The 15,571-nt window shown below is 71.6% G+C and carries 17 protein-coding genes; 10 read left to right on the plus strand and 7 right to left on the minus strand.

The window, feature by feature from the left end:
- Positions 1 to 11: 11 nt before the first annotated feature.
- From E2170_RS00410 to E2170_RS00420, 3 genes are all read right to left on the minus strand, one after another.
- Complete coding sequence (locus tag E2170_RS00410) at positions 12 to 1,208, minus strand: heme biosynthesis HemY N-terminal domain-containing protein (protein ID WP_132998687.1); 1,197 nt, start codon at positions 1,206 to 1,208, stop codon at positions 12 to 14.
- A gap of 82 nt (positions 1,209 to 1,290) precedes the next feature.
- Positions 1,291 to 2,439 (minus strand): uroporphyrinogen-III C-methyltransferase, encoded by a 1,149-nt coding sequence (locus E2170_RS00415; RefSeq protein ID WP_132998688.1) that lies wholly within the window; start codon positions 2,437 to 2,439, stop codon positions 1,291 to 1,293.
- Between the two features lie 30 nt (positions 2,440 to 2,469).
- The gene (locus tag E2170_RS00420) at positions 2,470 to 3,246 is read right to left on the minus strand and encodes a uroporphyrinogen-III synthase (RefSeq protein WP_132998689.1); all 777 of its coding nucleotides are present in this window, start codon (positions 3,244 to 3,246) and stop codon (positions 2,470 to 2,472) included.
- A gap of 76 nt (positions 3,247 to 3,322) precedes the next feature.
- On the opposite strand from E2170_RS00420, the gene E2170_RS00425 reads away from it, so the two are divergent.
- The 6 genes from E2170_RS00425 to E2170_RS00450 all read left to right on the plus strand — a co-directional run bounded on the left by E2170_RS00425 (position 3,323) and on the right by E2170_RS00450 (position 7,272).
- Entirely contained in the window at positions 3,323 to 3,787 is a 465-nt protein-coding gene (locus tag E2170_RS00425; protein ID WP_132998690.1) for a YiiD C-terminal domain-containing protein, read from the plus strand.
- A 30-nt stretch (positions 3,788 to 3,817) separates the two neighbouring features.
- The gene (locus E2170_RS00430; protein WP_132998691.1) at positions 3,818 to 4,252 is read left to right on the plus strand and encodes a hypothetical protein; all 435 of its coding nucleotides are present in this window, start codon (positions 3,818 to 3,820) and stop codon (positions 4,250 to 4,252) included.
- A 76-nt stretch (positions 4,253 to 4,328) separates the two neighbouring features.
- Complete coding sequence (locus E2170_RS00435) at positions 4,329 to 4,769, plus strand: rhodanese-like domain-containing protein (RefSeq protein WP_132998692.1); 441 nt, start codon at positions 4,329 to 4,331, stop codon at positions 4,767 to 4,769.
- A 58-nt stretch (positions 4,770 to 4,827) separates the two neighbouring features.
- Positions 4,828 to 5,358: a protein-export chaperone SecB gene (secB, locus tag E2170_RS00440; protein WP_132998693.1), complete on the plus strand. Its 531-nt coding sequence runs from the start codon at positions 4,828 to 4,830 to the stop codon at positions 5,356 to 5,358.
- An 18-nt stretch (positions 5,359 to 5,376) separates the two neighbouring features.
- Positions 5,377 to 6,405, plus strand: a complete 1,029-nt coding sequence (locus tag E2170_RS00445) for an NAD(P)H-dependent glycerol-3-phosphate dehydrogenase (protein WP_132999939.1) — start codon at positions 5,377 to 5,379, stop codon at positions 6,403 to 6,405.
- A gap of 78 nt (positions 6,406 to 6,483) precedes the next feature.
- Positions 6,484 to 7,272 carry a DUF481 domain-containing protein gene (locus E2170_RS00450; protein ID WP_132998694.1) on the plus strand — a complete coding sequence of 263 codons (789 nt, stop codon included), beginning with the start codon at positions 6,484 to 6,486 and terminating at the stop codon, positions 7,270 to 7,272.
- 131 nt (positions 7,273 to 7,403) lie between these two features.
- Here E2170_RS00450 and E2170_RS00455 read toward each other — a convergent pair whose 3' ends face one another.
- The 3 genes from E2170_RS00455 to E2170_RS00465 all read right to left on the minus strand — a co-directional run bounded on the left by E2170_RS00455 (position 7,404) and on the right by E2170_RS00465 (position 9,434).
- Positions 7,404 to 7,970 carry a porin gene (locus E2170_RS00455; RefSeq protein ID WP_132998695.1) on the minus strand — a complete coding sequence of 189 codons (567 nt, stop codon included), beginning with the start codon at positions 7,968 to 7,970 and terminating at the stop codon, positions 7,404 to 7,406.
- Between the two features lie 240 nt (positions 7,971 to 8,210).
- Positions 8,211 to 8,675 carry a tRNA (cytidine(34)-2'-O)-methyltransferase gene (locus E2170_RS00460; protein ID WP_132998696.1) on the minus strand — a complete coding sequence of 155 codons (465 nt, stop codon included), beginning with the start codon at positions 8,673 to 8,675 and terminating at the stop codon, positions 8,211 to 8,213.
- 45 nt (positions 8,676 to 8,720) lie between these two features.
- The gene (locus E2170_RS00465; RefSeq protein WP_132998697.1) at positions 8,721 to 9,434 is read right to left on the minus strand and encodes an SDR family oxidoreductase; all 714 of its coding nucleotides are present in this window, start codon (positions 9,432 to 9,434) and stop codon (positions 8,721 to 8,723) included.
- Between the two features lie 123 nt (positions 9,435 to 9,557).
- On the opposite strand from E2170_RS00465, the gene E2170_RS00470 reads away from it, so the two are divergent.
- The 4 genes from E2170_RS00470 (at position 9,558) to E2170_RS00485 (ending at position 14,769) form a co-directional block, all read left to right on the plus strand.
- The gene (locus tag E2170_RS00470; protein WP_132998698.1) at positions 9,558 to 12,422 is read left to right on the plus strand and encodes a M16 family metallopeptidase; all 2,865 of its coding nucleotides are present in this window, start codon (positions 9,558 to 9,560) and stop codon (positions 12,420 to 12,422) included.
- 52 nt (positions 12,423 to 12,474) lie between these two features.
- Positions 12,475 to 12,783: a DUF4156 domain-containing protein gene (locus E2170_RS00475; protein ID WP_132998699.1), complete on the plus strand. Its 309-nt coding sequence runs from the start codon at positions 12,475 to 12,477 to the stop codon at positions 12,781 to 12,783.
- 111 nt (positions 12,784 to 12,894) lie between these two features.
- Positions 12,895 to 13,911 carry a 3-oxoacyl-ACP synthase III gene (locus E2170_RS00480; RefSeq protein ID WP_132998700.1) on the plus strand — a complete coding sequence of 339 codons (1,017 nt, stop codon included), beginning with the start codon at positions 12,895 to 12,897 and terminating at the stop codon, positions 13,909 to 13,911.
- A gap of 66 nt (positions 13,912 to 13,977) precedes the next feature.
- Entirely contained in the window at positions 13,978 to 14,769 is a 792-nt protein-coding gene (locus E2170_RS00485) for a TSUP family transporter (protein WP_132998701.1), read from the plus strand.
- A 49-nt stretch (positions 14,770 to 14,818) separates the two neighbouring features.
- Here E2170_RS00485 and E2170_RS00490 read toward each other — a convergent pair whose 3' ends face one another.
- A complete protein-coding gene (locus E2170_RS00490) occupies positions 14,819 to 15,553 on the minus strand; it encodes a UPF0149 family protein (protein ID WP_132998702.1) in 735 nt (244 codons plus the stop codon).
- Positions 15,554 to 15,571: the final 18 nt, after the last annotated feature.

A 15,571-nucleotide genomic window follows, 5' to 3' on the forward strand; every position in this document is an offset into this window, starting at 1 on the left:
ACCCCGCCGCCTTACAGCGGCGGCGGCAAGGGCGCGGCGGGCTCGGCGACGGGAACAGGCGGTTCGCCGCGCTGGGCGCGCAGGGCATTGGCGTAGGCGGCGCGGGCGCGGCTGTCGTCGCCGATGGTGGCGTAGCCGTCGCCCAATTCCTCCCAGGCGTCAGGGCCGGCACCCTGGGCGATCGCGCGCTGCAGGTAGTCCTGGGCCTGCGGCCACTCTCCGCGGGCGCGGGCCAGGCGGGCGAGGGTGAGCAGCAGGGCCGGGCTGCCCGGGTGCTGCTGCAGCCAGCGTTGGGCGGTGGCTTCGCGGTGTTCGATGCGCTCGATCGGCAGGCGGCCGTAGCGGTCGGCCAGGGTTTCGTCCCAGCGTTCGTCCAGGGCGTTCTCGATGCTCGAGGTGGCGGCCTCTTCCCAGCGCAGGTCGGCGGCGCGTCCGGCGTAGGCGGCGACCACCGGGGGCTCGCTGCGCAGCGGCCTGGGCAGGGTTTCCCAGCGGTCGGCCAGGGCGTTGCCGTCGGCGGCTTCGGCCAGGGCCAGCGCGGCCCAGCTGCGCTCGCGTTCGGCGAGCACGGCCTCGGGCAGGGCCTGCTGCTGACGCAGGGCGCCGAGCAGGGCATAGGCCTCAGCGGACTGGCGCGAGGCGGCCAGGGCGTCGGCGCGCAGGGCCAGGCCACGCGGCGATAGCGGCTGGGCGGCGGGGTCGTCCAGCGCCACCAGGGCGTCGGTCGGGCGATCCTCGGCGAGCGCCAGCTCGGCGCGGCCGATGGCGCGGGTCAGAGCATGGCCGGCGTCGATGGCATCGAGGTGGCTGCGTGCGGCGGCATGGTCGCCACGGGCCATGGCCGCGCGGGCGGCGGCCAGGCGCGCGATCGCGGCGTCGCTGTCGGCGGCGGCCTGCGGCAGCAGCTTTTCGGCGCGCGCGTAGTGGCCCTGGTGCAGGGCTTCAAGGCCGCTGCCCAGGCGCTCGCGCGACTGGCGTTCCTGGCGGTTGCGCCAGGCGCGCAGGGGCAGGGCGACCAGCGACCACAGCAGCCACAGCGCGAACAGGCCGGCGACCACCGCCACCGACACCCACAGCAGGTTGGTGGTGTAGTCCCAGCCGCGGTAGCGCACCAGCACATAGCCGGGATCCTGCGCGAGCAGGTGCCAGGCCAGGGCGCCGATGATCGCCAGCAGGATCCAGACCAGCAGGTTTCGGAACAGGTTCATGTCGGGCCTCCGTAAGCTGGGGCCACCCTAGCGGCCGCGGTGTCGTGGCCGTGTCCATTGGCCGTGGCGGTTGCCGGTCCGTTCAGTCTGCGTCGATGGGGTCGGTGGCGGCCGGCGTGGCGTCAGGGCGGGGGCTTGTGGCGAGGCGCGGAACGGCCGTGGCCGTGGGCGCGCGCCTGGCGCGCTGCAGCCGCAACTGGTCCAGGGTGGTGCCCAGCGTCGGCAACTCCAGCGCGAGCGGCATCTCGGCGAGGGTCTTGAGTTCGGCGCGGCGGGCGTCGCGGGCGGCCGACTCCGGCCACAGGCGCGGCAGCCAGGCCGCAGCCCGGTCCAGTGCGGCGGCGTGGCTTCCAGCATCGCGGCGCTCGGCGGCGGTGCGCGCCAGCGACAGCTCCAGGCGCAGCGCGGCCAGGGCCGCGGCACGGTCCCCGGCGGCCACGGCGAGGTGGTCGTCGCTGCGGCGGACATCGACGATGCGCGTGGCCAGGCGGTTTGCCAGACGCTGCCACCAGGGTTGCGCGGCGTCGCCGGTGATGCCACTGCCGTCGCCGCTGTCGCCCTGGCTTCCGGTCTCCGTGCCTGCAGGCTCACCGGTGGCGATGTTCGAGGTGCCGCCCGGTCGCGCAGCCGTCGGATCGAGCGCCGCCTCGAAGGCGTCGATGCCGGCGATGGCAGCGACGCGCGGATCCGCGCCGAGCGCATCGAGCGCGACGCGTTCCTGCGCAAGCACCTGGCGCAGGTCGATGTCGGCGGGGTCGGTCAGGGCCTCGAGCAGCTGTGCAGCCAGGGCATAGGCGCTGCGCGCACCGTCCAGGTCGCCGGCCAGCAGGAGGCGCTGCTGGGCCTGGGCCAGCAGGAGTTCGATCTCGTCCAGGCGCAGCACCCGGGCGGCGTCCTGGGCGGGGTGGGCCAGGCGCTGCACGCTGTCCTCGATCAGGGCCGCGCGCTGGCCCATCGCCAGCAACTCGTCGCGCAGCAGGCGGTTGGTGGCTTCGGCCTGCTGCAGGCGCTTGCCCTGGCCCTGCTGGCTTTCGCGCAGGGTGGCGATGCGCTGTTCCAGGGCGTTGACGCGGGCGGCCTCGTCGGCCTCGAAGGCGCGGCGCTGGTCGGCCTCGGCCTGCCATGCACGCCAGGCAAGGAAGCCGGCGACCGGCAGCAGGACGATCAGCAGCAGCCAGGCAAAAGCGGAAGTGCGGCGCGCGGGCGCGGCGGACGGCTCGGGGGCGTTCACGGGGGAGGGAAGGGGCGCGGGGCGCCCATGTTAGGGCTTTGCGGCAGCCCCGGTGCAGGCGGCGAGCAGGTCCGCGACGCGCGCGCTGGCTGCGACCGCGCCCACGTCCAGGCCGTGGCCGTGCGCCTGCGCGGCAAGCCGGTCGCTGGCGGCCACCACGGTGGCGCGGCGCAGGGCCGCAAGCGCATCCGGCGGCAGGGTCGCGAGCACGTGCTCCAGCGCCTCGCCGCTGCTGAGCAGCAGCCAGGCCGGCGCGTCCAGCGCGCGCAGCGCCGCGACCGCCCGCGGCGCTGGCGCGACCGGCACGCGCTCGTAGACGTTGGCGCGGACGACCCGCGCGCCGCGGTCGGCCAGGGTGGCAGCGATCACGCCGCGGCCGCCGGGCGCGGTGACCAGGCCGACGTCCAGGCCGCGGACCTCGCGCAGCGCCGGCATTGCCAGCAAGCCCTCGCTGTCCATCCGCGCGGGCGATGCGACGTCCGCGGCACCTGCGCGGCGCAGCGCATGCGCCGTGCCCGCGCCGACCGCCAGCCAGGCCTGGCCGTCGCCCTGCCGCAGGGGCTGCAGCGCTGCGGCCGCCACCACTGCCGCGGGACTGGTGAACACCACCCGATGCGCCGACAGCGACCGCCGCAGCGCATCGCGCGCGTTGTCATCATCAATGTTCCGGATGCGCCACGGCGAAAGCGCAAGGGTGCGCGCGCCCAGCATCGCGGCGGCGCGGCGCACGGCGTCGTGGCCGCCCGCCGGGCGCAGCGAGATGACGTAGCATCCGGACAGCCGCCCGGTCGTGGCGCGTGCAGGCATCGCGGAAGCTTGGTGCTTCGCGCCCCCGCCCGCAAGGCGCCGCACCCCCGCCATCGAAGGACATGGAACACGCTGCATGCAACTGGACGAAGAACTCCGCGCGCTGGATGCGCACTACCGCTCGATGCCGCCGGTGGCGGCCATGGACATCGCCATCGCCGGCCGCGACATCGAAGGCGACACCCTGACCCTGCGTGCGCCGCTGGCGCTGAACGTCAACGACAAGGACTGCGCCTTCGGCGGCAGCCTGGTGTCGCTGATGACGCTGGCCGGCTGGGGCCTGGTGACCCTGCGCTGCCACCAGCTCGGCATCGACGCCGATGTCTACGTCGCCGACAGCGAGATCCGCTACCTGGCGCCGCTGTACACCGACCTGCAGGCCACCGCCACGCTGGCCGACGGCAGCGGCTGGGCGCCCTTCGACGACGCCCTGCGCAGGCGCGGCCGCGCGCGCGTGCGGATCGCCGCGAGCGTTCCCCTGCCCGACGGCGGCGTCGCCACCACCCTGCGCGCGGGTTACGCGGCGATCGCCAGGGGTTAGCATGGCCGCCGACGTTCCGGGGACCCTGCCATGCGACTGACCCGCTTCCGCCTTGCCTTCGCCACCCTCGCACTGCTGGCCGGGGTGCTGCTCCCGTCCGCCTGCTCCACCGGCGGCGGCAAGGGCGAGGCCCTGCAGCGCGCCCAGTACGCCTGGTCGGCGGCGATCCGCTGGGGCGACTTCGAGGGCGCCTGGAACCTGGTCGATCCGGAATACCGGGAGCAGCACCCGCTGACCGACATCCAGCTCGAGCGCTACGCCCAGATCCAGGTCTCGCACTACCGCGACCTCGGCAGCCAGCAGGCCGCCGACGGCACCGCCCAGCGCGAAATCGACATCGGCGTCATCAACCGCCACACCATGGCCGAGCGCGGGATGCGCTACCGCGAGAGCTGGCGCTGGGACGAGCAGGCCCGCACCTGGTGGATCACCGGGGGGCTGCCGGACTTCTGGCGGGGCGAGTAAGCCCGCCCGGCCGCCGCTTTGCGCCGCCGCCGACGCTGGGCGACAATCGCGGCCCGCCGACGGATGTCCGCACAACGTGAATTTCGAAGAACTGTCGGCCTTCCTGGGCCGCAACCCCATGCTCTCGCTGGCCCTGGCCGGCATCACCGTGGCCATCATCTATACCGAGGTGATGCGCGTGTTCCGCGGCTTCAAGGGCCTGCGCCCGGCCGAGCTGACCGCGCTGATCAACCGCGAGGACGCCCTGGTGGTCGACCTGCGCCCCTCGGCCGAATTCGAGAAGGGGCACATCCCCGGCTCGAAGAACGTGCAGATGGCCCAGTTCGACCCGGAGAACAAGGCCCTGGCCAACGCGAAGTCGCTGCCGGTGGTGGCGGTGTGCAAGGCCGGCATGACCGCGGTCGACGCCGCCAAGCGCCTGCGCAAGGCCGGCTTCGAGAAGGTGTACGTGCTCGAAGGCGGCATCGGCGCCTGGCAGCAGGCCGACCTGCCGCTGGCCAAGGGGCGCGGCAAGTAGCCACAGGCAGCGTGCGATAATCCCTCTCTTAACCCGAATTCCGCTGGAGTTGACCGAGATGTCCGAGCAAGACCCCATCAATGCGAACGGCGCCGCCGCGCCCGAGCAGAACGCCGGCCCGCAGTTCACGGTCGAGAAGATCTACGTCAAGGACGTCTCCTTCGAGGCCCCGAAGACCCCGCAGGCCTTCGGCGAGCAGGGCCAGCCGCAGCTGCAGATGAACCTCAACCAGCGCGTCACCCGCGTCGGCGAGTCGTCGACCTTCGAGGTGGTTCTGGGCATCAACCTGACCTGCAAGCTGGCCGAGGACAAGACCGTGTACCTGGTCGAAGTGCAGCAGGCGGGCCTGTTCAACCTCGCCGGCTTCGACGACCAGTCGCTGGACGCGATGCTGGGCACCCACTGCCCGTCGATCCTGTACCCCTATGCGCGCCAGGTGATCGGCGACCTGATCCAGGCCGGTGGCTTCGCGCCCTTCCTGCTGCAGCCGATCAACTTCGAGGCCCTGTACGCCGAAGGCCTGCGCCAGCGCGCCGCCGGCCAGCAGGGCGGCGATCTGGCCAGCAGCGAGACCAGCGGCAACGCCTGAGTGGCTGCGCAGCCTTCCATCGCACCGTCGGCCAGGCCGGCGGTCGCGGTGCTCGGCGCGGGCTCCTGGGGCACCGCGCTCGCGGCGCTGATCGCGCGCCACGATCATCCGACCCTGCTCTGGGGTCGCGATGCGGATGTCGCCGAGGCCATCGGCACCCGCCACGAGAACCCGCGCTACCTGCCGGGCATCGCCCTGCCCGGGGCGCTGCGCGCCACCACCGACCTGGCCGAAGCGCTGTCCGGCGCCGACCTGGTGCTGGTGGTGGTGCCCTCGCACGCCTTCGCCGGCACCCTGCGCGCGCTGGCGCCGATGCGCCCGGCGCACGCCGGCGTGGCCTGGGCGACCAAGGGCTTCGAGCCCGGCTCCGGCCGTTTCCTGCACGAGGTCGCCGGCGAAGTGCTGGGCGGCGACGTGCCGCTGGCCGTGGTCACCGGGCCTTCGTTCGCGAAGGAGGTCGCCAGCGGCCAGCCGACCGCGGTCACCGTGCACGGCGACGACGAGGCCTTCGCGCAGTCGGTGGCCGACGTGCTGCATGGCCCCGCGTTCCGCGCCTACACCGGCAACGACATGCTCGGCGCCGAACTCGGCGGCGCGATGAAGAACGTGCTGGCCGTGGCCACCGGCGTGGCCGATGGCATGGGCCTGGGGCTCAACGCCCGCGCCGGCCTGATCACCCGCGGCCTGAACGAGATGCTGCGCCTGAACATCGCCATCGGCGGCAGGCCAGAGACCCTGATGGGCCTGGCCGGCCTGGGCGACCTGGTACTGACCAGCACCGGCGACCTCTCGCGCAACCGCCGCCTGGGCCTGGCGCTCGGCCGCGGGCAGAGCCTGGACGAGGCTGTGCGCGAGATCGGCCAGGTGGTGGAATCGGTGCAGACCGCCGACGAGGTCATGCGCCAGGCCGATGCCCACGGCGTCGAGCTGCCGATCTCCAGCAACGTCCGCGACGTGCTGCACGGCGACATCACCCCGGCCGAGGGGCTGGCCCGCCTGCTCGCCCGCGAGCAGAAGGCCGAGTACGCCAGCAAGCTGATCGGCTGAACTGAAAGCCTGTCCGCCGTGCGCGCACGGCACCGTACGACACACGCGACACCACACACAAAGGGGATCACTCCACCCATGGCAAACCGTATCCGTCGTTCCGCCCTCGCAGTGGCGCTGGCTGCCGCGCCGATGCTGGCCTTCGCGCAGGATGCCGCTCCCGAAGCCCCCGAAGCGCCGACCGGCTGGACCGGCACCGGCGAACTCGGCTTCGCGCTCGCGCGCGGCAACGCCCGCTCCGAGAACTTCAATGCCAGGCTCGCCTTCGGCCGCGAGACCGAGGACTGGAAGCACGGCTGGTACGCCGCCGCGTTGCGCGCGAAGGGCGAGGTCACCGGCGATTTCGACGGTGACGGCGTGGACGAGGAACGTTACGAGCTCAACGCCAACCGCTACGAGCTGGGCGCATCCAGCGCGTACAAGTTCGACGACCGCAACCACATCTCCGGCAGCGGCCGCTACGAGAACGACGACTTCTCGCCCTACGAATACCAGGCCACGGTGGCCCTCAGCTACGGCCGCAAACTGGTCGATTCCGAGCGCACGAAGTTTCTGGGTGAGGTCGGCCCGGGCTACCGCCGCGCGCGCGACGCCGAAACCGGCGACATCGAGTCCGACGCCATCCTGCGCGGCCTGCTCGACTTCAGCCACCGCCTGACCGACAACACCGAGCTGTTCAACAAGCTCCTGATCGAGGCCGGTTCCGACAACACCTTCGCCCAGAACGACTTCGGCGTCGCGGTGGCGATGAACGAGTCCTTCGCGCTGAAGGCGGGCCTGCAGCTGCGGCACAACACCGAGGTCGGCGCGGACACGCGCAAGACCGACAGCCTGACCACGATCAATCTGGTCTACAGCTTCCGCTGAGCCCGGCGCGGCGCGGCCCGGCCCCGGGGCCGACTACCGGACAAAAAGAAACCCCGGCCTTTCGGCCGGGGTCGTGCATCGCAGGCGCGGAGAGAGGTCGCGCTGCGACGCCGGGAGTTACCCCGTGGGACTTACCAGGTGAAACGCGGGCCGACGAACCATTCGGTCACGTCGCCGTTGAACTTGACGTCGCCGTTGATGCCCCAGTTCGCGTTGAAGCGGACGTTGGCACCCAGGCGGCCGTAGAAGTCGCCGTCGATGCCGCCGTCGTAGTCTTCGTAGCCGGCCAGGGCGTAGCCGTCGAAGTTGTTGGCCAGCAGGCCGCGGACGCCGACCTCGGTGCTCCAGCCGTCGAAGTCGAGCTCCTGGCCGAGCACGCGGCCCGCGTCGAGCTTCTGGTAGGCGACGCGGGCCAGCAGGTCGGCGCGCGGCGAGATCTCGAGGTTGTAGCCGAGGCCGAGGTGGTACTGGTCGACGTCGCGGTTGGTGTGGTCGATCTCCTGGCTGCCGAGGCCGCCGAAGACGTGGAAGTTGGGGTGGAACGCGAACGATGCGTTGGCGGCGTAGCCGTCGGCGTCGATGTCGCCGTTGGAAGCCTTGTAGCCGCCCTCGACGTAGTTGTAGGTGACGCCTTCGGCGGCGTTTGCGGCAAACGGCAGCGATGCCGCCAGTGCAATGGCGATCAGGGAGCGCTTCATCGGGGGAGATCCTCTGTTTAGTTCTAGATTTGGGAAGAGGACCGGCCACGGGGGCAGGGGAGGGGAGAGAACCGATCGGGGAAATCGGATACCGCCCGTGGCCGGTGCACGCATCATGCCGATGTGAAGGCAACGTGACCTGAATATTGAACCCGCGGGTGCAGGAACTTTTCGGAAATCTGTGTCCCGGGCCTGTTGCAACGGCTTGCAGGCGAGCGTCGATCCGTGGTTTGCGCCGCCTCAACCCGCGTCCGCGAATCCGGATTGCCGCCACGCTTCGTATGCCACCACCGCCACCGCGTTCGACAGGTTGAGGCTGCGGTTGCCGGGGCGCATCGGCAGCCGCAGGCGCCGGTCGGCGGGAACCGCGTCCAGCACGTCGCCGGGCAGCCCGCGGGTCTCGCAGCCGAAGAGGAAGGCATCGCCGTCGGCATAGCGCGGGGTGTCGTAGCGCACCTGCCCGCGCGAACTGAGCGCGAACAGCCGCGCCGGGGCGATCGCGGCCAGCGCCGCGTCGAGGTCGTCGTGCACCGCCACCGGCGCGTACTCGTGGTAGTCCAGCCCGGCGCGCTTGAGCTGGCGGTCGTCCATGTCGAAGCCCAGCGGCCGCACCAGGTGCAGGCGCGCGCCGGTGTTGGCGCACAGGCGGATCACGTTGCCGGTGTTGGGCGGGATTTCCGGCTGGTGGAGGATGATGTCGAACATCGCGGGCGCGGCGGTGCGGGCCGGCAGGATACCCGCCGCGGCCGGCTACCAGGCGAGTTCCTCGCCGCGCCAGTCGAGGAAGCGGCCGCTGTCGTCCACGCCCAGGCCGTCGATGACGCCGAGCAGGCCGGTGGCGGATTCCGTTGCGGTTTCCGTAGCCTGTTCGCCGCCCATCTCCGTCTGCACCCAGCCCGGGTGCAGGGCCACCACCGCGATCCCGCGCTCGCGCAGGGCGTGCGCCAGCAGCGCGGTGGCCATGTTCTGCGCGGCCTTGCTGATGTTGTAGCTCGGCGTGCCGAAGCGGCCACAGCCGGCGATCGAGCCCAGCTGCGAGGACAGGTTGGCCACCTTCGCGCCGTCGGCCAGCAGCGGCGCCAGGGCCTGGACCAGCAGCAGCGGGCCCATGGCATTGACGCGGAAGCTGTGCTCCAGATTGGCTTCGCCGAGGTTTCCAAACCGCTCCCCGGAGTGCAGCACGCCGGCGTTGTTGACCAGCAGGTCGATGCGCACGCCGTCGGTCAGCACCAGCGGCAGCTCCGCCGCGAAGGCGGCCCGCGATCGCGCGTCAGCCACGTCCAGCGGCAGCAGGTGCAGGCGGCCGGGATGCTCGCCGGCGAGGGCGTTGAGGTCGGTGGCGCGGCCAGGCTGGCGGCAGGCGGCCAGGACGTGGTCGCCGCGCGCGAGCAGCTGGCGGACGAACTCCAGCCCCAGGCCACGATTGGCGCCGGTGACGATCGAGGTGCGGATAGGCGTGTCCATGCCGCGAGCATGCACCAAACCCTGTTGCGGTGTGGTCGTGGACCGGTATCGCCGGTACCAATGGCCCGCCCCGGGGCCGGCGCGGCGGCTTACCATGGCGTTTCGATCCCGCAAGGAAGAACCATGCCGACCGCCAAGACCCTGCCGCGCCGCGGAACCGTCCTCGCCATCGCACTCGCTGCAGTCCTCGGGACCGTGGCTCCCGTAGCCTGGGCCGAGGCCGAGCCCGCCGAGGCCCGGGCCGGCGTCGACATCGCCTACGAGGAATTCACCCTGCCCAACGGCCTGCGCGTGGTGGTGCACACCGACCGCAAGGCGCCGATCGTGGCGGTGAACATCTGGTACCACGTCGGCAGTAAGGACGAGCCCTCGGGCCGCAGCGGCTTCGCGCACCTGTTCGAGCACCTGATGTTCCAGGCCTCGGAGAACCATGACGGCGAATTCTTCGCGCCCTTCAAGCAGGTCGGCGTGACCGACCAGAACGGCACCACCAACACAGACCGCACCAACTACTTCCAGAACGTGCCCACCACCGCGCTCGACACCGCGCTGTGGATGGAGTCCGACCGCATGGGCCACCTGCTGGGCGCGGTCGACCAGGCGGCGCTGGACGAGCAGCGCGGCGTGGTCCAGAACGAGAAGCGCCAGGGCGAGAACCAGCCCTACGGTCAGGCCTGGACCAAGCTGATGCAGGCGCTCTACCCGAAGGGCCACCCCTACCACCACACCGTGATCGGCTCGATGAACGACCTGGACGCCGCCGCGCTCGAGGACGTGCACGCCTGGTTCCGCGCCTGGTACGGACCGAACAACGCGGTGCTGGTCCTGGCCGGCGACATCGACCTCGCCACCGCGAAGGAGAAAGTGGCGAAGTACTTCGGCCACATTCCCGCCGGCCCCGACATGGCGCAGCCGAAGGTGGACGTCGCGCGCCGCGCGCAGTCCACCCGCGAGACCATGGAAGACAAGGTGCCGCAGCCGCGCATCTATCGCGTCTGGAACGTGGCCGAGGTCGGCGATGCCGATCTCGACCGCCTGCAGCTGCTGGCCCAGGTGCTGGGCGGCAGCCGCTCCTCGCGCCTGGACACGCGCCTGCTGCATCGCGACCAGCTGGTCGACAGCATCAGCGCCGGCACCTACGGCAAGCAGCTGGGCTCGAACTTCATGGTCATCGCCAACGTCAAGCAGGGGGTGGACCCGGCGAAGGTCGAGGCGGTGATCGACGAGGAAATCGCCCGCCTGCTGGCCGAAGGCCCGACCGCGGAGGAACTGGAGCGCGCACGCACCGTATTCCGCGCCGGCTTCGTCCGCGGCATCGAGCGCATCGGCGGCTTCGGCGGCAAGGCCGATGCCCTGGCCGAGTGCGCGGTCTATGAAGGCGACCCGGGCTGCTTCCGCGAGTCGCTGCGCATCATCGATACTGCCACCGCCGAGGAGGTGCAGGCCGCCGGCCGCAACTGGCTGGCCAAGGGCGAACACACGCTGGTGGTCGTGCCCGGTGAGCGCATCGCGCTGGCCGAGGAGCCTGCAGGCACGCCGCAGCCCTGGAACCTGCCGGCGATCGACGCCCGCTACGGCGTGCAGCCGGCCACGGTCGACCGCAGCCAGGGCGTGCCGATGCCGGACGCCTTCCCGGAGCTGAAATTCCCGGCCGTGGAGCGCGCCACCCTGTCCAACGGCAGCACCGTGGTGCTGGCCCGCCGCAGCGGCGTGCCGGTGGTGCAGCTGAGCTACCAGTTCCCGGGCGCCGGCTACAGCGCCGACGCCGGCGGCAAGGTCGGCACGGCCAGCTTCGCCATGGGCATGCTGGACGAGGGCGCCGCCGGCCAGGGTGCGTTGGCCTTCGCCGACCGCGCCGAGGCGCTGGGCGCGCAGCTGGGTGCCGGCGCCGGCCTGGACGCCGGCACCGCGTGGCTGTCGGCGCTGAAGGGTGAGCTGGACGGTTCGGTGGCGCTGTTCGCCGACATGCTGCGCCGGCCCAACTTCGATGCCGCCGAGATCGAACGCGTGCGCGCGACCTGGATCGCCAACATCGCGCAGGAGAAGGCGCGGCCGCAGACCGCCGCGCTGCGCGTGCTGCCGCCGCTGCTCTACGGCGAGGGCCATCCCTATTCGATGCCGTTCACCGGCAGCGGCACCGAGGACTCCATCGCCTCGCTGACCCGGGACGACCTGATGGCCTTCCACCGCGCCAGCGTCCGCCCCGAGGGCGCGACCCTGGTGGTGGTCGGCGACACCACCCTGGCCGAGATCGTGCCGGTGCTGGAAAAGCACCTGGGTGACTGGGTCGGCAGCGGCGACGCGCCCGCGGCCGCCGCGGCGATTCCGGCCGTGCCGCGCCCGGCCGGTGCGCGCGTGTTCCTGATCGACCAGCCCGGTGCGGTGCAGGCCAACATCTACGCCGGCCAGCTGGTGCCCTCGACCACGGACACCGGCGCGGTGCGCTTCGACATCGCCAACGGCGTGATCGGCGGCGACTTCACCGCGCGCCTGAACATGAACCTGCGCGAGGACAAGCACTGGTCCTACGGCGCGCGCAGCGGCGCGTCGGGTGCCCTGGGCCAGCGCCCGTGGCTGGCCTCGGCCCCGGTGCAGATCGACAAGACCGCCGAAGCCATGGCCGAGATGCAGCGCGAGATCGCCGGCTTCGCCAGCGGCGAGGCGCCGCCGACCGCGGAGGAAGTCGAGCGCATCCGCGCGATCAACACCCTGAGCCTGCCCGGCGCCTACGAGACCACCTCGTCGGTGGCCTCGACCATCGCCGGCAACGTCCTGTATGGCCGCCCGGACGACTACGTGGTGCGCCGCAAGGCCGAGGTCGAGGCCATGACCCCGGCCCAGGTGGCCGCGGCCGCGAAGACCCTCGACGCGTCCACCCTGACCTGGGTGGTGGTCGGCGACCTGTCGCAGATCGAGGCCCCGGTGCGCGCGCTGGAACTGGGCGAGGTCACCATCCTCGACGCCGACGGCAAGCCGGTGGCCCGCTGAGGCGGCGCGCGACCGGGGCACAATCACGTCCATCCTTCACGGAGCCATTCCCATGCGCGCACTGCTGCTGATCCCCGTCCTGGCCACGCTGTCCGCCTGCACCTGGGTGCACATGGCCCCGGGCGCGTCCTCGGTGCGTGTGGCGGCTTCGCCGCCGGCGGGCTGCGACAAGCGCGGCGAGATCGAGGTGGCGGTGAAGCACAGCGTCGCCTTCATCGATCGCAACCCGCTCCGCGTGCGCGAGGAACTGGAGACCCTGGCCCGCAACGAGGCCCCCGGCCTGGGTGCGGACACCATCCACCCGCTGTCCGACCCGGTCCGCGGCGCCCAGCGCTGGGCCGCCTGGCGCTGCGGCGGCTGACCGGGCGGGCGGTTGGGCCCTCCGGGAGCCCCTCAACCCCCGGAATGTGCGCCGGGGGCCGGAAGCCGGTACCCTAGGAAATCTTTGTTCCTGCACTCTGGCGGCCAGCCCATGTTGTTCCAGCACGTAGCCATTGCCGGCCTCGCCCACATCGACGCCCCGCGCCGGTTGTCCTCGGACGAGATCAACGCCCGCCTGAAGCCGACGCTCGACCGCCTCGGCATCAAGACCGACGTCCTCAAGGACATCGCCGGCATCCACGCCCGTCGCCTCTGGGATGGCGACATGCAGGCCTCCGACGCCGCCACGCTCGCCGGCGTGAAGGCGCTGGCCGACGCCGGCGTCGACCCCGCGCGCATGGGCCTGCTGGTCAACACCTCGGTCAGCCGCGACTACCTGGAGCCGTCCACGGCCTCGATCGTCAGCGGCAACCTCGGCCTGCCCGACACCTGCCAGAACTTCGACGTCGCCAACGCCTGCCTGGCCTTCATCAACGGCATGGACATCGCCAGCCGCATGATCGAGCGCGGCGAGATCGACTACGCCCTGGTGGTGGACGGCGAGACCGCCGACCTCGCCTACGAGAAGACCATCGAGCGCATGACCCGCGCCGACGTCACCGAGGAAGACTTCCGCAACGAGCTGGCCACCCTGACGCTCGGCTCCGGCGCCGCCGCCATGGTGCTGGCGCGTGCCGAACTCGCCCCGGGCGCCCCGCGCTACAAGGGCGGCGTGACCCGCGCGGCCACCGAGTGGAACAAGCTCTGCCGCGGCAACCTCGACGGCATGATCACCGACACCCGCATGCTGCTGATCGAAGGCGTGAAGCTGGCGCAGAAGACCTTCCAGGTCGCCACGCAGAAGCTTGGCTGGGTGGTGGGCGAGCTCGACCAGTTCGTGATCCACCAGGTCAGCAAGGTGCACACCGCTGCCTTCACCAAGGCCATGGGCATCGACCCGAAGAAGGTCATGACCATCTTCGGCGAGCACGGCAACATCGGCCCGGCCTCGGTGCCGATCGTGCTCAGCAAGCTGCGCGAGATGGGCCGCCTGAAGAAGGGCGACCGCGTGGCCCTGCTGGGCATCGGCTCGGGCCTGAACTGCTCGATGGCCGAGGTGGAGTGGTAAGCGCCGGCATCCGCTGACGCACAGGAAGGCCGGCTTGTCCGGCCTTCGTTGTTTCCGGGCAGGTCTATGGAGTTTGGAATCGAGGTGCTGGCGCTGCTGGCGCTGACAGCCTTCGTCGCAGGCACGATCGACGCGCTGGCCGGCGGCGGCGGGCTGATCACCATTCCCGCGCTGATGGCCGCCGGCGTGCCGCCGGTGCAGGCGATCGCCACCAACAAGCTGCAGTCGAGCTTCGGCACCACCAGCGCCGTGCTCGCCTTCGCGCGCCAGGGGCGGATCGACTTCCGGCGCTTCCTGTGGCCTGTGGTGGGCGCGTTCGCGGGCTCGGTGGGCGGCGCGATCGCGATCCAGCTCGTGGATCCCTCGTTCCTGGCCGGCCTGGTGCCGGTGCTGCTGGTGGCGATGGCGGCCTACTTCCTGCTCGGGCCGAAGGCCAGCGAAGCCGAGCGCCACGCGCGGCTGGGGCAGGCGGCGCTGGTCACGATCATGTTCGCGCTGGGCTTCTATGACGGTTTCTTCGGCCCCGGCACCGGCTCGTTCATGGCGACCGCGCTGGTGGCGCTGTTCGGCATGGGCCTGGTGTCGGCCACCGCGCATACCAAGCTGCTGAACCTGTCGAGCAACATCGCCGCGCTGGTGACCCTGGTCATCGGCGGCCAGGTGCTGTGGGTAGTGGGGCTGGTGATGGCGGTGGCGAGCATCGCCGGCGGCCAGCTGGGCGCGCACCTGGCGCTGGGCAGGGCCGGCGCGCGATTGATCCGGCCGCTGCTGGTGGTGATGTCGCTGGTGTTGACGGTGAAGCTGCTGATGGAGCCCGGGAATCCGCTGGTGGAATGGGTGAGGGGGTTCGCGGGCTGAGGCGGCGGATGGCCGCGGTCCCTGTCCCGGACACGCGCAGGGAGCTGCCTCAGCCCGCCGCGCAGCACTTCTTGTACTTCTTCCCGCTCCCGCAGGGACACGCATCATTGCGCCCAGGCCCATCATCGCGCCGGATCGGCGTACGCGGGGTCAGCGCCTCCACCCGGTGGTGGTTGAGGTCGGCCATCATCCCCGGGAGATCGACTACGATCCCCAGGCGCTCGCGGTAGTCGACCGGCATCGCCGGGGCGGTCGGGTCGTCGGGGTTGATGGCTTCGCCGCTGGCCAGGCGGTCGAGCGCGTCGAAGATGTCCTCGATCCAGTCGTTGTCGTCCAGCCAGCGGTCCCATTCGGCCTCGCGCAGCATCACCGCGGTGAAGAAGCCCTGCGCCCAGTCGGCACCAACGTCGAGTTCGTCCTCGCGCAGGCTGTCTTCGCCGCCGAGTTCAGGGTCCTCGGGCAGCCACATCAGCGGTGCGAGGTGGTCGGGCAGGTCGGAATCGCCATGGCGCACGCGGGCGACGGCCATGTTCAGGTGGCCCATCAGCAGCTGTTGCACGGCGGCCGCCTCGTCTTCGCTGTCCCAGCGCGGCGTTTTGCCGCCCCAGACCACGGGCTGCCACTCCTCCGGCGGCACCGATGAAGGCGACACCGCCAGCGCGGTCAGGAAGCCGTCCAGGGCCTCCAGGTTGAATCCCTTGAACGGCACCGCGCGCTGGTCCAGCAGGGTGGCCAGGCGTTCGATCCGGTCTTCGTCGAGGTAGGGCGGGGCGGCGGCGGTCATCGGGGCAGGCATCCGGAA

Source organism: Luteimonas arsenica (assembly GCF_004352825.1).
Lineage (GTDB): Bacteria > Pseudomonadota > Gammaproteobacteria > Xanthomonadales > Xanthomonadaceae > Luteimonas > Luteimonas arsenica.